A 15,717-nucleotide genomic window follows, 5' to 3' on the forward strand; every position below is an offset into this window, starting at 1 on the left:
GTCATCTGCTCCCATCCTGTCGGATGGAACGGACACCAGAAGGACACGACTACATCGGGCGCGGCACCGGGGATGCGGCCATCACCGAATGCGAATCAGATCGTTCGTCGACCGGAGGCGTTCCGGCATGATCCTCGCGGTGGCCGTCGCCAATCGGCGATGATCAGGGTCGTCCTGAAGGGGAAGGAAGTCCTCGGGGATCCACGGTTCCCGCTCGGTCGATGCTGAGGCGGGAATCGCGGGCGAAGGGCGGCTGACGTGGAGAAGCCCCCGGTCGGATTCCCGAAGCTCCCCCGTCGTCAAGTGCGGCTGCACGAGGGCGGCGTAGTCGGGGGCGAACCAGCTCAACCAAGGCGCCTGCCGGGGCAGGCCCGTCCATTCTCCCCATCTTGCCATTGCGACAGGAGGGCCGTACCTCGATCGTCGGACGTCCGCGCACGCGAAGAAGCTGTCCGTGCGCCGAGCAAGGTCGACGAAAAAGGCCTCGACCGCACCGGCGAGACGGGGCTTGAGCAAAGTGGACGCGTCGAACACGAGCCCCAGGCGTTGACGCTCGCTGATCTGATCTCGGGACCACTCATCGAGGAATCCGTACAGCAGCGGTTTGCGCCCACTTATCTGCATCCGCTGGGAGGCGCACTCTTCCCGGTACAACCTGTCGACTCCCGTTGCACCTTCCTTCGCGAACGTCGCAAACGGGGACCAGCGCCCGAAGGTCCTCGGCAGAGCACGGGGGAAGAACTCCTCCGCCGATGCGACGTAGTGGGCGGCGAAGGCGTCACTGTCGTCGTCCAGGCTCCGGAACCATTCCAGATGCAGGAAGTACTCGGGTTCCGGAGGGGGCGGAGGCGCGTCCGCCGGCTCCGGTTCGGTCTGCCAGTCGACTACCGTCCCCTTGACACGCTGGGCGAGCCGGTCGGCGAAAGCGAGCGCGAGCGCTGTATTCGACTCCGCCTGGCCGTCGTAGGTCACGTAGATGCTGTACTGCACCCGCTGCCGGGTGAGATCCGGTCTCCCCTCGGGAAGATCCTCGCGTTCCAGCCGAGTCGGGCCGTCGAGGATGAAGCAGTGCTCTCCCGAGTCCGCCCGCACGACGGCCGAGATCCCCCCGGATCCCGGGTCGACCTGAGCATGCAGAGCCCGGTCCTCCACCAGCACGTCGACCAGCTGACGCGCACTGAGCGACAGCGTTCCGAAGACATCGAGGTCGTATGACACCAGACATCACCTCTCCTTCAGGCAGAGCTTGTTCGTCCAACCGTAGAGCTCGAGCGGACACCGGTCGGCACCCTGGCCGAAAAGGTGCGGATCATGGCGCTGCGGCAGCTCGCCCGATGTCGGACGCCACTGCCAGGATCGAAGGATGTCAGCAGCCGCATCCGGCGACCCCGGGATCCGCACCGATACCGGGGCGCCGAAGAAGCAGGGCGCACTCGTGCTCGCCGCCGCGCTGGTCACCGTGGTGCTGTGGGCCTCGGCCTTCATCGGCATCCGCGGCGCGGGCCCGCACTACGACCCTGGCGCTCTGGCACTGCTGCGCATGGCGGTCGGCACCGTCGTGTTGACGTTCATCGCGCTGCGGCACGGCATCCGCATCCCGGACCGTCGCCACTGGCTCCTCATCGCGGTGTGGGGCGTCGGCTGGTTCTGCGTCTACAATCTTGCCCTCAACAGCGCCGAGCTCACACTCGACGCCGGCACCGCCGCGATGGTGGTCAACCTCGCGCCCCTCATGGTGGTCGTCTTCAGCGGACTGTTCCTGCGGGAGGGATTCCCGAAGCCGCTCGTCATCGGGGCGCCCATCGCGTTCGTCGGCGTCGTGCTGATCGGCATGAACTCCTCCACCAGCGCCGGCCCCGACATCACGGGCCTGCTCCTCGCCCTCCTCGCGGCGGTCATGTACGCCGGGTGCACGCTCGTGCAGAAGCGCCTGCTCACCTCGGGGGTCGACCCGACCACCCTGACCTGGCTCGGCGCGGGCGTCGGCACCATCGCGCTGCTGCCGTGGATCGGCAACCTCATCGGCTCACTTCAGACGGCACCGCTGGATGCCACGCTGTGGGTCGTCTACCTCGGCATCTTCCCCACCGCGATCGCCTTCACGACCTGGGCCTACGTGCTGCAGCGCAGCACCGCGGGGCAGACGTCGGCCACCACCTACGTCGTGCCGGCGATCGCGATCCTCATGTCCTGGGCGATCCTCGGCGAAGTGCCGACGCCGCTCATGTTCCTCGGTGGAGCGCTGTGTCTTCTCGGCGTGCTCATCACGCGCCTGCGGTGGCACAGACGCGCCTGACGCTCGCGAGCATCCGGAGGTGACTACAGTTGCGACCGGAGGCGAAATGACGACCTGGTGGCCCTATCTGCGCATCGCCGCAGCCCTGCTCGCGCTCGCGGCTGTCATCGCGCAGCTGAACCGCTCGGTGCAGAACGCCCTTGATGCGACGACCGAGTGGGGCGGGCATCTGCCGACAGTGGCGGCCAACTTCCTCAGCTTCTTCACGATCGAGTCGAACATCCTCGCTGCGATCGTCCTGCTCATCGCTGCGATCTGGGCACTGCGCCACCGCCGCACCACCGACGCCGAACCGCGCTGGCTCGCGGTGCTTCTGGTGTGCGTCAGCACGTACATGATCGTGACCGGCATCGTCTACAACACGCTGCTGCGAAACGTCGAGCTCCCCCAAGGCGTCACCGTCCCCTGGTCGAACGAGGTGCTACACGTCGTCATCCCGTTGTTCCTGCTGGCCGACGTGCTGCTCGCCCCGCGCCGCCGGGCACTGGGCTGGAGCACGATCGCGGTGACGGCGATCTTCCCGCTGGTCTGGGCGGTGTACACGCTGATCCGCGCGAACCTCATCATCGCTCCGGCGACCGGTGAGCCCTACTGGTACCCGTATCCGTTCCTGAACCCGTACGACGTTCCCGGAGGCTACCTCGGCGTCTCGGGGTACATCGTCGGCATCGCGATCGCGATCATCGTCGTGGCGGCCGGCGTCGTCTGGATCGGTCGCCGCCGCGGAGCCGTGCCGCGTCCCGTCCTCTCCTGATCTGCACGGCGACGCCCCTCGCACCCGGGAACGGGCGGAGGGGCGTCGTCGATTCACACGATGCTCAGGCGGTCGCGAGCGCCTCACGGTCGTCGTCATGCGGCCGACCCGCGATCATGCGCGCCGTCTCGGTGGCATCCGGATCCACGTCGAGGTAGCGCTCGAGGGAATCGTCAAGCTCTTCGAGCCACGGCGTGTGGTGAACGACGGCGATGGTCCCGGTCATGACCGACTCGTAGGTGCGGTCGCGATAGCCCATGATGTCGTCCTTCTTGTCGCGCTTCCACGCGAGGAAGATCTCGACGACCCGGTCGATGTCGAACTCCGGATAGTCGGTGAGCTCGAGCAGGTCACGGATGTAGTCGGCCTGGAAGCGAATCTCCGCCGCGGCCGAATCGATCCGGCCGAAGCGGGCGCGCCACTCGGCGATGGATTCCGCGCGCTCCTGTTCGGCGGGCAGCGCGAGGCGACCGAGGATCAGGTCGCGCACGTACCAGGCCTGCGCGTCGAACATGTTGAACGTGAACCACTGGTCCTGCGCGCCGAGGTAGGTCAGGCGCGGATTGCCCTGCCAGACCACACCGCGGTACAGACCGTCGGGGTACACGTTGTTCGGCGAGGAGAGGGCGAGGTCGTCGGGGAGGAACGGGTACTTGTGCAGGTATCCGGTGCACAGGATGACCGCGTCGATGTGCTTCGAGGTGCCGTCGGCGAAGAACGCGGTGCTGCCCTCGAAGCGCTCGACGACCGGGCGCTCCTCGATGCCGTCAGGCCAGTCGTACCCCATCGGTGCCGACCGGAAACTCGCCGTCACCGAGCGGGCGCCCATCTTGAACGCCTGACTGCCGATGTCCTCCGCGGAGTAGCTCGCGCCGATCACGAGCACATCCTTGTCCTCGAAGGCCTCGGCGCCCCGGAAGTCGTGGGCGTGGCTGATGTAGCCCGGGAACGTCTCGATACCGGGGAAGTCCGGCACGTTCGGGAAGGAGAAGTGCCCGCTGGCGATGATGACCCGGTCGAACTCCTCCACGGTCGACTGGCCCGTCGGCAGGTCTTCGCTGGTGAGGGTGAAGACCTCGCGCTCGCTGTCGAACTCGACCCAGCGCACCACGGTCTGGAAGCGGATCAGCTCCCGCACATCGCTCTTCTCCAGGCGGCCGGCGATGTAGTCCCACAGCACGGGGCGCGGCGGGTAGGACGAGATGGGACGCCCGAAGTGCTCGTCGAAGCTGTAGTCCGCGAACTCCAGCGCCTCCTTCGGACCGTTCGACCAGAGGTTGCGGTACATGCTGGAGTGCACCGGCTCACCGAATTCGTCCAGCCCGGTGCGCCAGGTGAAGTTCCACTGTCCGCCCCAGTCCGCCTGCTTCTCGAAGCAGACCAGCTCGGGGATCTCCGCCCCCGCGCGGGCCGCGGACTCGAAGGCCCGCAGTTGCGCCATGCCCGAGGGGCCGGCGCCGATGATCGCTACTCGTTCTCTGCTCGTCACGTATTGTCCTCATACTCTTCAGTCATGTATCGGCACGGCCGCATCCGAGCGAGGAACAGTTCTGTCCCGGTGGGAGCGGAATGCTCGACCTGCCCGGAAAGCGGCTGCTCTTCGACGTTAGCAGGGTCGGCCACCGGGACCGGAGGCGAGGACTCGGAGTGCGGACCCGACCGGGGGTCCGCACTCCGCACCCGGCGTCTACTCCCCCGCATAGGCGACGAGCGTGGCCCGCGCGATCGTGTGCGGGCCGGCGTTGAAGCCCAGGAACGCCGGGGATGCACCCGCATCCAGCTCGAGCCGCGCGACATCCAGCGCACTCACGGTGATGTAGTACCGGTGCACGCCCGATCCGGCGGGCGGCGCGGCACCGATGTAGCGTGCGAGCCCGGCGTCGTTCGGGAACGCGACGGCACCCGCAGGCAGCAGCTCCTGCGTCTCGGATCCGGCGTTCTCGACGAGATGGGTCGTGCTCACGGGGATGTTCCCGACGGCCCAATGCCAGAACCCCGATCCGGTGGGGGCATCCGGGTCGAAGACCGTGACGATGAAGCTCCGGGTCTCATCAGGGAAACCCGACCAGGTGAGTTCGGGAGAGATGTCCTGCCCGCCGGGGACGCCGAACACCCCGGAGTACTGTGCCGGCGCGAAGGGGGTTCTGTCGGTGACGGTGGAGCTGCGCAGCTCGAAGCCCGGCACCTCCGGCAGTGCGTAGTAGGGATCGTTGTTCGCCTGTGTCTGATCTGTCATGCGAGGACGGTACCGACGGGCACGTGGTTTCCCGCAAGGGGTGCAGGTCACCCTCAGGTAACCACCCTGGCGCGCTCTCAGATGTCGGGGAAGCGCTGGATGTTCGACTCGACCCAGTCGCGAAGGCTCTGCAGCGGCTTCGCCGCATCGGCGCCGAGGCCGGTCAGCGAGTACTCGACGCGGGCCGGCACCTCGGCGAAGATCTCGCGGGCGACGAGGTCGCGGTCTTCCAGCCGTCGAAGGCACGAGGTCAGGACCTTCGGGCTGATCCCCTCGAGCTTGCGCTTGAGCTCACCGAACCTCATCGGTCCGTCCTCGAGCGCGCCGAGGATGAGTGCGCTCCACTTGTCGGCGAGCAGATCGAGGATCCCGCGGCACGGGCACTGCGCGTCGTAGACATCGTGGGGCCTGCCGGCGGCGCAGGTGCTGAGGGTGGTCATCCCCTGATGGTATCCGAAAGTTACCAGCACTCCTTGCGGGTAACTGCTCCCTTTCGAGTAGTAATGGGAGCGCGGCGGTCCCGTCGCACTCGACATCCCCGAAAGAAGGACCCCACCATGGCCTCACGCTCGTCAGACCCGCTGTACAGCCTCGCGATCCTGCGCGCGCTTCCCGACCGCCGAGACGAACTGCTCGCGGCCCTGCAGGGGCTGATCGAGCCGACCAGGGCGGAGCCCGGCAACCAGGACTATGTGCTGTTCGAATCGCGCAGCGAGCCCGGGACGTTCTACATGCGCGAGGCGTTCGACGACCAGGCCGCGCTCGACACCCACTTCGCCACACCGCACTTCCAGGCGTTCGCGAAGGGAGTCGATGCGCTGCTCGCCTCACCGCTCGAACTGCTGTTCCTCGACCGACGGTCGGAGTAGTCGCACAATCATCCGCTGGGAGTACGAGCCGGGTACTTCCGACGGATGCCCGTCGACAGGCCCCCGCCATAGCGTGGATGACATGTCAACCACCGTCTCCGCGTCAGCCACAGCCACGCCGTCCGATCCCGCGATGTCGACCGCGAAGGGCACCGCCAGCCTCGTGCTCGGAATCTGCTCCGTGTTCGCCGGCTGGACCTTCTTCGCGCCCGCCGTCGGGCTCATCCTCGGGATCGTGTCGCTGCGAGGAGAGCCCCGTGCACGTACGCAGGCGGTGTGGGGGATCACGCTCAACGCGATCGCTATGAGCATCTGGATCATCCTGACGCTCCTCGCCCTCACCTTCGGCTGGATCGCGGCCACCTCGGCGATGTTCGGCCAGTGACACAACTCTGTTCGCCGGGGGCTGCGCCCGGGTGAACGTGTCGGCTCTCGACGGGGCCGCGTTCGGGGAGGATCCGGATGCGGCGACTACCCTGGCCTGGGGGGAGAAGCACCGTGCTCCCCAGGAGGAGAGAGCATGCACGATCTGAACGCCGCAGCCCCGCAGCCCGCGGCACCGCCGCCTCCGCCCGCCCCTGCGCAGGCCCCAGCGCCGGCAGCCCCGCCCACCGCGACGAACGGCGCACCGACCGACGCCGAGATGGCCAGGGCCTCCGAGGTGCTGCGGATCATCTCCGCCTCGTACTCCGCGAAGATGGTCGGCCAGGACCGGTTGCGCACGAGCCTGCTCGTCTCGCTCATCGCCGGCGGCCACATCCTGCTCGAGAGCGTGCCGGGGCTGGCGAAGACCACCGCCGCCAGCACCCTCGCCGACACGGTGAAGGCGCAGTTCAAGCGCATCCAGTGCACGCCCGACCTGCTGCCCAGCGACATCACGGGCAACCAGATCTATGACGCGGCGACCGGATCCTTCCGCACCGTGCTCGGCCCCGTGCACGCGAACTTCGTGCTGCTCGACGAGATCAACCGCTCCAGCGCCAAGACCCAGAGCGCCATGCTCGAGGCGATGCAGGAGCATCAGACCACGATCGGCGGGGAGATCCACCACCTGCCGAAGCCGTTCCTCGTGATCGCGACGCAGAACCCCATCGAGCAGGAGGGCACATACGAGCTGCCCGAGGCGCAGATGGACCGGTTCCTCCTCAAGGAGATCGTCGAGTATCCGAGCCCCGCCGAAGAACTCGAGGTTCTCAGCCGCATCGACTCGGGAGTGCTCGACCCCGACCGGCACGTGGCCAGCGCGGTCAGCCTCGACGACGTGCGCCTGCTGCAGGATGTGGCCAGCCGCATCTACGTCGACCCCGCGATCCGCAACTACATCGTGTCGATCGCCTACGTCACCCGGAACCCGGCGCCGTACATCGGCGAGGAGCGGGCCCGCTTCATCAAGTACGGCGCGAGCCCGCGTGCGAGCATCGCGTTCCTGCAGGCTTCGCGAGCGCTGGCCCTGCTCAAGGGGCGCTCGCACGTGCTGCCCGAAGACATCCGGGAGCTGCGGCACCTGGTCCTCCGCCACCGCGTGCTGCTGACGTTCGAGGCCGACGCCGAGGGCGTCCGCAGCGAGGAGATCATCGACCAGATCTTCGCGTCGGTCCCCACGCCCTGATCCCCATGCCGAGCCTGATCACGCAGGTGAAGAGCAAGCTCTTCATCCACTCGACGCGAAAGTCGCTGCACGCGCTCGACGGCGCCTACGCGTCGTTGCTGCGCGGGCGGAGCCTCGACTTCGAAGACCTGCGCAAGTACGAGTACGGCGATCAGGTGCGCGACATCGACTGGCGGGCGACCGCGCGACTGGGAACGCCCCTGGTCAAGCGTTCGCGCGCGACGCGCATGCACACCGTGCTGTTCGTGGTCGACACAGGGCGCTCGATGTCGGCCCTCGCCGCCGACGAGCGGTCGAAGAAGGAGCTGGCGATCCTCGCGACCGGGGTGCTCGGGGTGCTGACGCTGCGCCACGGCGACGACTTCACCACGGTCTACGGCGACTCCGCGAAGGTGCGCCGGCTCGCGCCCGGCCGCAGCGAGGGTGCGCTCGAACATGCGCTGCGCACGATCGACAGGGCCATCGACGACAGCAGTGCTCCGAGCGACCGTGACGCACTGCTGTCGTTCGTCACACGCACGATCGCCCGCCGCATGATCGTGGTGGTGATCACCGACGAGGCCCCGGTCACGAGCGAGACGGAGCGGATGCTGCGCCGACTGCGCGTGCAGCACGACGTGCTCTGGCTCACTCTCCGCGACGCCGAGCCCGTGCTGGACCACGCCACCGGACGCATCCGCTCAGATGTCGACAGCCGTTGGCAGGTGCCGGGTTTCGTGCAGGGCGACCGCGAGATCGTGCAGGAGCTGACCGCGCAGCGCGAGGCCGATGCCGCGCACCTCACCGAGCTCCTCACCCGCATGGAGATCAGCCACTCCACGCTGGACGGGCAGGACGACGCCGTCGCCCAGCTGCTGACGCTGCTGAACCGGAGGTCGAATGCCCGGCTCTGACGACCTCTACCCGCCGGCGCAGTACGGCTGGGGCTGGATGCTGCTGGCGATCGGCATCCTTGCTCTGCTGGTGCTGGGCGCCTGGCTGCTGATCGTGCTCACCCGCCCGCGCCGCACGCTGGCGACCGCCGACGCGAATGCCGGCCAGGCTCCGCTGATCATCGACGTGCTCTCGCAATTGCGCACCGAATACCAGGCGCGCATCCAGCAGATCGAGACCGAGTACCTCGAACGCCGCATCTCCGCCCGACAGGCGAACCTCGAGCTGAGCCGGGTCGTCCGTGCCTTCGTGAACGAATACAGCGGCCTGGAGGCTCCGGTGCTCGCGCTCGACGATCTCGTGGCGCGCGGCGTGCATCCCGCCCTGATCGACGCACTGGGCAGGCACTACTACCCGAGCATCTTCCGTCAGGGACCGGTGATCGACCCGGTGGCCGGCGCTGATGCGGCCAGGACGGTGGTGCGCACGTGGCACTAGCCAACATCTGGATGCTGGTGGCCGCCGTCGCTGTCGTGCTGATCGCGCTGACGATCGGCCTCGTCGTCGGACTCCGACGGAGCGGGCGCACCAGCGGTGGGGACGCGGCGCGCATCGCCCGAGCCGAGCGCCTGCGCACGCTGCCCTCCTTCCGCCGGGCACTGGCTCGACGGGCGCTCGCCCTCTCCGGAATCCTCGCCCTCGGCGCGACCACCGCGATCGTCGCGGGCGTTGTGGCCGCACGGCCGATGTCGGCGCAGACCGTGCAGCCCGTCGACACGAGCCGCGACATCATGCTGTGCCTCGACGTCTCCGGCTCCATGACCGAGGTCGACGTCGAGGTGCTGACCGTCTTCGACGAGCTGCTCGACAGCTTCGAGGGCGAGCGGATCGGCCTGACGATCTTCAACAGCTCGCCGGTGCAGATCTTCCCCCTCACCGACGACTACGACTTCGTGCGCGAGCACCTGGCGAGCATGACCCAGAGCTTCGACTACGTCGACCGGGTCCCGGAGCACTGGGTCGGCACCCTCAACGGCGACGGCGCCTCCCTGATCGGCGACGGGCTGGCCGCGTGTGCGATGGGCTTCGACCACCCGGACGACGACCGCTCGCGCTCGGTCATCTTCGCCACCGACAACGAGGTCAACGGCGCCTCGATCGTCACCCTCGAAGAGGCTGCCGCCTACGCGGCCTCGAAGAACGTGCGCGTCTTCGCGCTGAATCCGGTGCAGGGCAAGGATGCCGACGTCAGCGCCGAGCTGAGCGCCGCGGCCGAGGCGACGGGCGGTGCCGCATTCGGCCTGCGCGACACGACGACTGTCTCGGACATCGTCACCCAGGTGCAGGAGCAGGAGGCGACCGAGCTGCGCGGCGAGGCGCAGGTGGTCTGGACCGACACCCCGAACCTGTGGATCGTGCTGCTCTCGATCTGCCTGCTCGGTCTCGTCGTGGTGCTGTGGAGGGTGCGACTGTGATCTTCCAACCCGTGCTCAACCCCCTCCTGATCGCGCTGCTGTGCGCGCCGGTCGCCGTCGTCGCAGCCTGGGCGCTGGTGCGTCCGCCGAAGTCGGCCGGAGTGCCGATCACCGATCGTCGGGCGCTCGCCGGGCATCGTGGCCTGTGGGCCCTGCGCCTGCTGCTCGTGCTCGCCTGCTTCGCGATGCTGCTGCGCCCGGGCATCCCCGGCGGTGCCACCCAGACCCTCGCGACGGACACCGACATCGTGCTCGTCGTCGACACCACGGCGAGCATCGTGGCCGAGGACTGGGGCGACGGCGAACCGCGGCTCGACGGCATCCGCGACGACGTACGCGCGCTCGTCGAGGAGTACCCGGGGGCACGTTTCGCCCTCATAACCTCGGATGCGGCGGCCCAGCTGCGCATGCCGCTGACCACCGACACCACCGCGCTCATGAGCTCGCTCGAAGTGCTGCGCCCCGAGGTCACCAGCCAGTCCCGAGGGAGCTCCATCGGGATCGCGGCTCCGCTGCTGTCGGAGACCCTCGCCTCGGCGGCAGAATCCTCCCCCGACCGCTCGCGCATGGTCTTCTACTTCGGCGACGGCGAGCAGACGGTCGACACACCACCGGAGTCCTTCCGCTCGAGTGAGAAGTACACCGATTCGGGAGCGGTGTTCGGGTACGGCACGGCCGAAGGCGGACCGATGCGCATCACCACGGGCGGCGTCTCGGATCAGGGTGGCGGCTACATCCAGTACCAGGGCACCGACGCGCTCTCGGTGCTCGACGAGGCGAACCTCGAAGCGATCGCCGACGAGCTCGACGTCGAGTACGCACGTCGGACGGCGGATGCCGCGCCCGTGCTTCCCGAGGCGCCGTCGACCACCACCGATTACACCGATTCGGGCGAGGTCGGCAACGTCGCCGAGCTGTACTGGATCGCAGCGCTCGTCATCCTCGGCATCCTCGGCGTGGAGCTCACGCGCGCCACGGTGCTGATCGCACGGCTCCGGCGGTTGCGCGCACCGCGGCGGCCCGACGCACGCCAGGGAGGCATCTCGTGAGCATGCCGAACGAGGCGGCCGCCCTCCTCCGGTCCAACCGCCGTCGCCGACGCATCCGTCGCTGGGTCGCGATCGGCACCATCCCGCTCACCCTGGTGGCGCTCCTCTTCGTGGGCAAGCTGCTGAGCATGTACGCCTTCGCGCATCAGGCCATCACCGCCTACGTGGTGGACGATTTCGCCGGGTCGGAGGCATCCGCACGCGGACAGGGCTTCCTGAACTGGTTCGAGCCGTACAAGGCGCCGTTCAACATCGGCACGGCACTGGGCGCGGCGGAGCAGCTGCCGCACGCACGAGCACAGCTCGAAGAGGCGCTCGACCTCGCGACCGGGCTGGAGGTCTGCGGGGTGCGGATCAACCTCGCCCTCGTCGTCGAGCGCATGGGCGATGCCGCCCGCGCAGACGGCGACGGCGCGGGCGCGGCCGAGCTCTATGGCGAGGCGCTCACGATCACGATCGAGACTCCCGAGGCGTGCCGCAGCAAGGAAGCCCAGCTGCAGTCGTCCGACCCGCAGCGTGACATGGCGGACTCCCTCGACGGCACAGCAGATCGGTTGAAGCAGAAGCAGCAGGAGGAGCAGCAGCAGCAACAGCAGCCCCAGCCTCAGCCCGGAGAGAAGGAGCAGCCCTCCGAGGACAAGCTGAAGGGGCTCCAGGACAAGCTCGAACAGGGCACGCAGGAACGCGATCAGCAACAGGGCGACGACCAGGGCGGTTCGGGAACGGAGAAGCCGTGGTGAGCGATCACGAAAGGCAGCGAGCGCGGTACATCGCGGGCACGGAGGGGGCTCCTCCCGTTCCACCGCCCGGGGGCTACCGCGGCGCGCGGCGCGAGGCGTTCGGATCGACGCCGAGCCCGACCGTCGTGAGCAGTGCGCTGCCGGAGGAACCGAAGAAGCCGGCGAACGCCCTCGGGTGGATCGCCCTCACCGTGTCGATCCTGTTCGCCCTGATCCTGCTCGGCACGCTCATCGCCGGCGGCACCGACATCCTCTACGGCGTCACGATGCTCACACTGCAGCTCGTGGTGGTCGGCACGATCGTCGCTGCGCTGTTCTCGGCACGTGGCCGCACGCTCGGGGCGATCGCCCTGGTCGTGACGGTCCTGTTCAACGTCGCCACCGTCGGCGGCATGAGTGCGCTGCAGACCTCGGCCTCCGGCAACTACGAGGGCACGAAGACGGCCGCGCAGAAGCACGCGGAGGCCTATCCCGCCATCAAGGGCACCGATCCGCAGAAGACGCTCTCGCAGGAGTCGCTCGAGGAGGTGCGCGCGCAGGCGGAGACGATGTTCGCCGACATCCGCACGCGGCTGACCGCGGAGTTCGGCTACACCTGGGTGCAGGTGGGCGACGAAGACCTTCGACCCGAGCGCAACGGCTACGGCGGGGAGTCGATGCTGGTCGAGTTCACCTCTGCGTCGTGGGCGACCGTCGAGCCCATCCAGGACTACGAACGCAAGCTCGAGGTGATGGCCGCGATCAGCGAGGTCGTCACCGATCACGGGCTGTGGGCTCTGTACTCGTTCAACGATCCGACCGCGTCGGGCATCGACCCCGCGATGATCGCCAAGCTCTACGGCAGCGACGACCCGCGCACGCAGACCACGTGGGAGTACTACACCGAGAACTTCCCCGGTCCGCTGCGCTTCTACGCCACCATCAACGACCTCTCCAACGATCCGGACGGCGGATTCCTGGCCGCCCGCGAAGCGCAGAACGCCCGCACCGGCGAGCCTCTCGAAGGCCTGCAGCTGACCGTGATCGCGAGCGCCGTGCTCAGCGAAGCCGATCGCGAGGAGTTCCAGACGAGACTGCAGGACTACCCCGGCTTCGAGTGACCGGCGTCAGCGCCCCGGATCGGGCACGGTTCAGGAGCCGAGCGTCAACAGCATCCGGGCCAGCACGTAGCGGGCATGACCCCGCGACGTGCGCGGGTCGTACCCCAGGGTCTCCACGAGCGCGGTCAAGCGATCCTGCAAGGAGAACCCCTTGAGGGCGTGTGCCGCGCTGGATAGCCTGGCGCCAGAGGGAAGGAGTGCGCGAAATGATTCGAGTGCTCGACGAGCAGCAGTCCTATGAGTTGCTGACCACCACCACCATCGGCCGCGTCGGTTTCGTCCATGAGGGACGAGTGCAGATCCTTCCCGTGAACTTCGCCGTCTCGGGGCACGATCTACTTCTTCGCACCACGCCCGACGGCGTGCTGGGCGCCCTGAGCAGCGAGCCGCTGGAGGTCGCGTTCGAGGTCGACTACCACGACCCCCTCGGCAGCACGGCCTGGAGCGTGCTGATGCACGGCTCGCTCACGCGGGTGCCGGACGACGAGGCCGCGGGCGACGCCGCTCGCGTGCACCCGTGGGCGGGCGACGACCGGAGCCTTCCGCTGAGCCTGCACATCGACACCATCACGGGTCGCAGTGTGAAACGGGACCAGTTCCGCGGCAAGGACTGACCCGGGGCCGGATCTCGGCTCACGGATCTGCTCTCACGACGCGAGAGCCAACCCCGCGGCGAGCGCGAAGCCCAGCACGGTCGCGAGTCCTGTCGACTCCTTGGCCTTGGACTGCGCCTCGGGGACCATCGAGTCGACCAGCATCACCAGCAGCGCCCCGGCAGCGAAGCCGCTCGCCGCCGCACGGAACTCGTCGCCGGTGACACTCGCGAGACCGAATCCCGCAACCGTCGCGACAGCGCAGATCACGGCCACGCCCGCCCAGAGCAGCAGCACCCGCGACTTCGCCATGCCGCCTTCGAGCAGGTCGGCGGCCGAACCGATCGACTCCGGCAGGTTCGAGACCAGGATGGCGACCACGAGCGCGATGCTGACGGGCTCGCCGGATGCGAGCCCGATGCCGAGGACCAGCTGCTCAGGGATGCCGTCGAGCAGTGCCCCCACGGCGAGCTGGCCTCCGCCCGCCTTCTCCTTGGCCTTCGCGGCTCGGGCGTCGAGGATGCGGTCGGCGATGTAGTAGCTGATCGCTCCCGCCGCGACGCCGATCACGAGAGGGATGGGACCGGCGAGGTCGAGTCCCTCCTCCCAGAGTTCGAAGGCGATCGAGGCCATCAGCGCGCCGGCGCCGAAACCCAGCACGATGCCGAGCCAGCGCGGCGGCCAGGTGCGCAGCAGCGCGAGCACCGCACCGACGAACAGCGGCGCCGCCGCGACCAGACCCCACAGGATCGCTCCACCCATGTCCGACCTCCGTGCGCCCTACTCTCCCACTTCTGCGGGACTCCGCCACCCTGGCGTCGCCGAGGACGGCGACGTGTCGCGTGACGGCGACGGGAGTTCCTTCCCCACTGCGCCTGGCGCGCCACGAAGATGTCGTTCAGTCGGAGTAGTCGGCGTTCGGGGTGACGAACGTCGCCGTGTACTCCTCGGTGCAGGGCGTCAGGACATAGACCTTGCCCCAACCCCAGCCCATGAGCATCGGATCGTCCTGGCTCAGACGCGTCTGCCGGTCGCCTGCCTCGATGACGACCCACCCCGCATCGTCCGTCCGCCAGCTGGCCTTCCCGACGACCGGGGTCACGTCGCCGTCGAGGCACACCCGCCCGTCGTCGAGCTCCCGTTCCTCGGTGCCGAGCATCAGCGCCGAGACCTCGGCTGTGCCGTCATCGTTGAGTGTGAAACCGGCGAGTTCCGAGGCCTCTTCGAAGCCGTGATACGTCGCGGGGAACGACAGGTGCGCCGCCATGTCCTGCCGCGCGAGCGTCGACCCGCGGAAGGTCTGAAACGCCGCGACGAGAAGCACGGCGAGGATCACGCCTCCCGCGACGAACCACCACAGTCCACGCAACCGTGCTCTCTGCATGCGGGCACTGTATCGATGCGTCCTGCGCGTATGCCGCCGATATGAAGCACTCCGCATCCGCCTTTCAAATGGTACCGTCATGGCATGAGGGCAACCATGGACAAGGCAGGCCGGATCGTGATTCCGGCCGCGCTTCGCGAGCGGGTCGGATTGATCCCCGGCCCGGTCGATCTCATCCTCGACGGCAACGGCATTCGCATCGAGATCGATGCCCCGGACAACGTCGTCGAGAAGGATGGCCGTCTGGTCATCACAGGAGGACCGACACTCACCGTGGATGAGATCCGGGAGCTCCGACTTGCCGATCAGCGCTGATCTCCTCCTCGACACCAGCGCCGCGATCGCGCTGGTCCACGACCAGAATCCGGCACACGAACGCATACTCCAACTCACCCACGGTCGCGTCATCGGCCTCGCCGGGCACGCCTCCGTCGAGATGTACTCGGTACTGACGCGGATGCCGGGCGCCGCGCGCGTCAGTCCCGGTCGCGCGCAGGAGATCATCGAGCGGTCGTTCCCCGCTTCCGCACCGCTCTCGCCGACGTCGGCGGAGGCCGCGATCGCCACCTTCGCCGACGCGGGAATCGCAGGAGGATCGGTATACGACGGACTCGTCGGCCTCGCCGCACGTGATGCCGCCGTCACGCTTCTCACGTGCGACCGCCGCGCCATGGGCACGTATGCCGCGTTGCGGGTGGAGGTCCTCCTCGCCTGACGGGCTTTCGTCACTGTCATGCGA

At 68.2% G+C, this 15,717-nt stretch carries 20 protein-coding genes; 14 read left to right on the forward strand and 6 right to left on the reverse strand.

Annotated features, from left to right (window positions below):
• Positions 1 to 81 precede the first annotated feature (81 nt).
• The gene (locus F6W70_RS16405; RefSeq protein WP_151487362.1) at positions 82 to 1,218 is read right to left on the reverse strand and encodes a hypothetical protein; all 1,137 of its coding nucleotides are present in this window, start codon (positions 1,216 to 1,218) and stop codon (positions 82 to 84) included.
• 145 nt (positions 1,219 to 1,363) lie between these two features.
• Between F6W70_RS16405 and F6W70_RS16410 the strand changes: the two genes are divergently transcribed.
• A complete protein-coding gene (locus F6W70_RS16410) occupies positions 1,364 to 2,296 on the forward strand; it encodes a DMT family transporter (RefSeq protein ID WP_151487363.1) in 933 nt (310 codons plus the stop codon).
• 46 nt (positions 2,297 to 2,342) lie between these two features.
• Entirely contained in the window at positions 2,343 to 3,050 is a 708-nt protein-coding gene (locus tag F6W70_RS16415; RefSeq protein ID WP_151487364.1) for a Pr6Pr family membrane protein, read from the forward strand.
• Between the two features lie 64 nt (positions 3,051 to 3,114).
• Here the strand turns inward: F6W70_RS16415 and F6W70_RS16420 are convergent, their stop codons facing one another.
• The 3 genes from F6W70_RS16420 to F6W70_RS16430 all read right to left on the reverse strand — a co-directional run bounded on the left by F6W70_RS16420 (position 3,115) and on the right by F6W70_RS16430 (position 5,726).
• Positions 3,115 to 4,539 carry a trimethylamine monooxygenase gene (locus F6W70_RS16420; protein ID WP_318278932.1) on the reverse strand — a complete coding sequence of 475 codons (1,425 nt, stop codon included), beginning with the start codon at positions 4,537 to 4,539 and terminating at the stop codon, positions 3,115 to 3,117.
• A gap of 198 nt (positions 4,540 to 4,737) precedes the next feature.
• Complete coding sequence (locus F6W70_RS16425; RefSeq protein WP_151487365.1) at positions 4,738 to 5,286, reverse strand: YbhB/YbcL family Raf kinase inhibitor-like protein; 549 nt, start codon at positions 5,284 to 5,286, stop codon at positions 4,738 to 4,740.
• A gap of 77 nt (positions 5,287 to 5,363) precedes the next feature.
• A complete protein-coding gene (locus F6W70_RS16430) occupies positions 5,364 to 5,726 on the reverse strand; it encodes a winged helix-turn-helix transcriptional regulator (protein WP_017830003.1) in 363 nt (120 codons plus the stop codon).
• Between the two features lie 117 nt (positions 5,727 to 5,843).
• Between F6W70_RS16430 and F6W70_RS16435 the strand changes: the two genes are divergently transcribed.
• From F6W70_RS16435 to F6W70_RS16480, 10 genes are all read left to right on the forward strand, one after another.
• On the forward strand, positions 5,844 to 6,155 hold the full coding sequence (locus tag F6W70_RS16435; protein WP_017830002.1) for a putative quinol monooxygenase: 312 nt from the start codon (positions 5,844 to 5,846) through the stop codon (positions 6,153 to 6,155).
• A gap of 82 nt (positions 6,156 to 6,237) precedes the next feature.
• On the forward strand, positions 6,238 to 6,540 hold the full coding sequence (locus F6W70_RS16440) for a DUF4190 domain-containing protein (RefSeq protein ID WP_127481415.1): 303 nt from the start codon (positions 6,238 to 6,240) through the stop codon (positions 6,538 to 6,540).
• A 258-nt stretch (positions 6,541 to 6,798) separates the two neighbouring features.
• Positions 6,799 to 7,764 (forward strand): AAA family ATPase, encoded by a 966-nt coding sequence (locus F6W70_RS16445; protein ID WP_055871986.1) that lies wholly within the window; start codon positions 6,799 to 6,801, stop codon positions 7,762 to 7,764.
• 5 nt (positions 7,765 to 7,769) lie between these two features.
• Positions 7,770 to 8,657 (forward strand): DUF58 domain-containing protein, encoded by an 888-nt coding sequence (locus F6W70_RS16450; RefSeq protein WP_055875611.1) that lies wholly within the window; start codon positions 7,770 to 7,772, stop codon positions 8,655 to 8,657.
• On the forward strand, positions 8,644 to 9,135 hold the full coding sequence (locus F6W70_RS16455; protein WP_055875608.1) for a hypothetical protein: 492 nt from the start codon (positions 8,644 to 8,646) through the stop codon (positions 9,133 to 9,135). The genes F6W70_RS16450 and F6W70_RS16455 overlap by 14 nt, the downstream gene beginning before the upstream one ends.
• Entirely contained in the window at positions 9,126 to 10,112 is a 987-nt protein-coding gene (locus F6W70_RS16460; protein ID WP_229778768.1) for a VWA domain-containing protein, read from the forward strand. The genes F6W70_RS16455 and F6W70_RS16460 overlap by 10 nt, the downstream gene beginning before the upstream one ends.
• Positions 10,109 to 11,161: a VWA domain-containing protein gene (locus F6W70_RS16465; protein ID WP_141385574.1), complete on the forward strand. Its 1,053-nt coding sequence runs from the start codon at positions 10,109 to 10,111 to the stop codon at positions 11,159 to 11,161. Before F6W70_RS16460 ends, F6W70_RS16465 begins: the two co-directional genes overlap by 4 nt.
• 2 nt (positions 11,162 to 11,163) lie before the next feature.
• Entirely contained in the window at positions 11,164 to 11,901 is a 738-nt protein-coding gene (locus F6W70_RS16470; RefSeq protein ID WP_241244684.1) for a hypothetical protein, read from the forward strand.
• Positions 11,898 to 13,001 (forward strand): DUF4064 domain-containing protein, encoded by a 1,104-nt coding sequence (locus tag F6W70_RS16475; protein WP_235562657.1) that lies wholly within the window; start codon positions 11,898 to 11,900, stop codon positions 12,999 to 13,001. Before F6W70_RS16470 ends, F6W70_RS16475 begins: the two co-directional genes overlap by 4 nt.
• 206 nt (positions 13,002 to 13,207) lie before the next feature.
• Positions 13,208 to 13,615, forward strand: a complete 408-nt coding sequence (locus tag F6W70_RS16480; protein WP_055875585.1) for a pyridoxamine 5'-phosphate oxidase family protein — start codon at positions 13,208 to 13,210, stop codon at positions 13,613 to 13,615.
• Between the two features lie 33 nt (positions 13,616 to 13,648).
• Here the strand turns inward: F6W70_RS16480 and F6W70_RS16485 are convergent, their stop codons facing one another.
• Complete coding sequence (locus F6W70_RS16485) at positions 13,649 to 14,356, reverse strand: ZIP family metal transporter (protein ID WP_055871679.1); 708 nt, start codon at positions 14,354 to 14,356, stop codon at positions 13,649 to 13,651.
• A 136-nt stretch (positions 14,357 to 14,492) separates the two neighbouring features.
• On the reverse strand, positions 14,493 to 14,978 hold the full coding sequence (locus F6W70_RS16490; protein ID WP_055871676.1) for a hypothetical protein: 486 nt from the start codon (positions 14,976 to 14,978) through the stop codon (positions 14,493 to 14,495).
• Positions 14,979 to 15,062: 84 nt separating this feature from the next.
• On the opposite strand from F6W70_RS16490, the gene F6W70_RS16495 reads away from it, so the two are divergent.
• Entirely contained in the window at positions 15,063 to 15,293 is a 231-nt protein-coding gene (locus F6W70_RS16495) for an AbrB/MazE/SpoVT family DNA-binding domain-containing protein (RefSeq protein ID WP_229778774.1), read from the forward strand.
• Positions 15,277 to 15,693: a PIN domain-containing protein gene (locus F6W70_RS16500; protein ID WP_055871673.1), complete on the forward strand. Its 417-nt coding sequence runs from the start codon at positions 15,277 to 15,279 to the stop codon at positions 15,691 to 15,693. The genes F6W70_RS16495 and F6W70_RS16500 overlap by 17 nt, the downstream gene beginning before the upstream one ends.
• Positions 15,694 to 15,717 lie beyond the last annotated feature (24 nt).

The sequence above is a fragment of the Microbacterium maritypicum genome (genome assembly GCF_008868125.1).
GTDB lineage: Bacteria > Actinomycetota > Actinomycetes > Actinomycetales > Microbacteriaceae > Microbacterium > Microbacterium maritypicum.

Bases quoted from the DNA above. Each gene is read 5' to 3' on its own strand.
- F6W70_RS16410 (WP_151487363.1), top strand. From the start codon at position 1,364: ATGTCAGCAGCCGCATCCGGCGACCCCGGGATCCGCACCGATACCGGG.
- F6W70_RS16415 (WP_151487364.1), top strand. From the start codon at position 2,343: ATGACGACCTGGTGGCCCTATCTGCGCATCGCCGCAGCCCTGCTCGCG.
- F6W70_RS16425 (WP_151487365.1), bottom strand. From the start codon at position 5,286: ATGACAGATCAGACACAGGCGAACAACGATCCCTACTACGCACTGCCG.
- F6W70_RS16430 (WP_017830003.1), bottom strand. From the start codon at position 5,726: ATGACCACCCTCAGCACCTGCGCCGCCGGCAGGCCCCACGATGTCTAC.
- F6W70_RS16435 (WP_017830002.1), top strand. From the start codon at position 5,844: ATGGCCTCACGCTCGTCAGACCCGCTGTACAGCCTCGCGATCCTGCGC.
- F6W70_RS16440 (WP_127481415.1), top strand. From the start codon at position 6,238: ATGTCAACCACCGTCTCCGCGTCAGCCACAGCCACGCCGTCCGATCCC.
- F6W70_RS16445 (WP_055871986.1), top strand. From the start codon at position 6,799: ATGGCCAGGGCCTCCGAGGTGCTGCGGATCATCTCCGCCTCGTACTCC.
- F6W70_RS16450 (WP_055875611.1), top strand. From the start codon at position 7,770: ATGCCGAGCCTGATCACGCAGGTGAAGAGCAAGCTCTTCATCCACTCG.
- F6W70_RS16455 (WP_055875608.1), top strand. From the start codon at position 8,644: ATGCCCGGCTCTGACGACCTCTACCCGCCGGCGCAGTACGGCTGGGGC.
- F6W70_RS16470 (WP_241244684.1), top strand. From the start codon at position 11,164: ATGCCGAACGAGGCGGCCGCCCTCCTCCGGTCCAACCGCCGTCGCCGA.
- F6W70_RS16480 (WP_055875585.1), top strand. From the start codon at position 13,208: ATGATTCGAGTGCTCGACGAGCAGCAGTCCTATGAGTTGCTGACCACC.
- F6W70_RS16485 (WP_055871679.1), bottom strand. From the start codon at position 14,356: ATGGGTGGAGCGATCCTGTGGGGTCTGGTCGCGGCGGCGCCGCTGTTC.
- F6W70_RS16490 (WP_055871676.1), bottom strand. From the start codon at position 14,978: ATGCAGAGAGCACGGTTGCGTGGACTGTGGTGGTTCGTCGCGGGAGGC.
- F6W70_RS16495 (WP_229778774.1), top strand. From the start codon at position 15,063: ATGAGGGCAACCATGGACAAGGCAGGCCGGATCGTGATTCCGGCCGCG.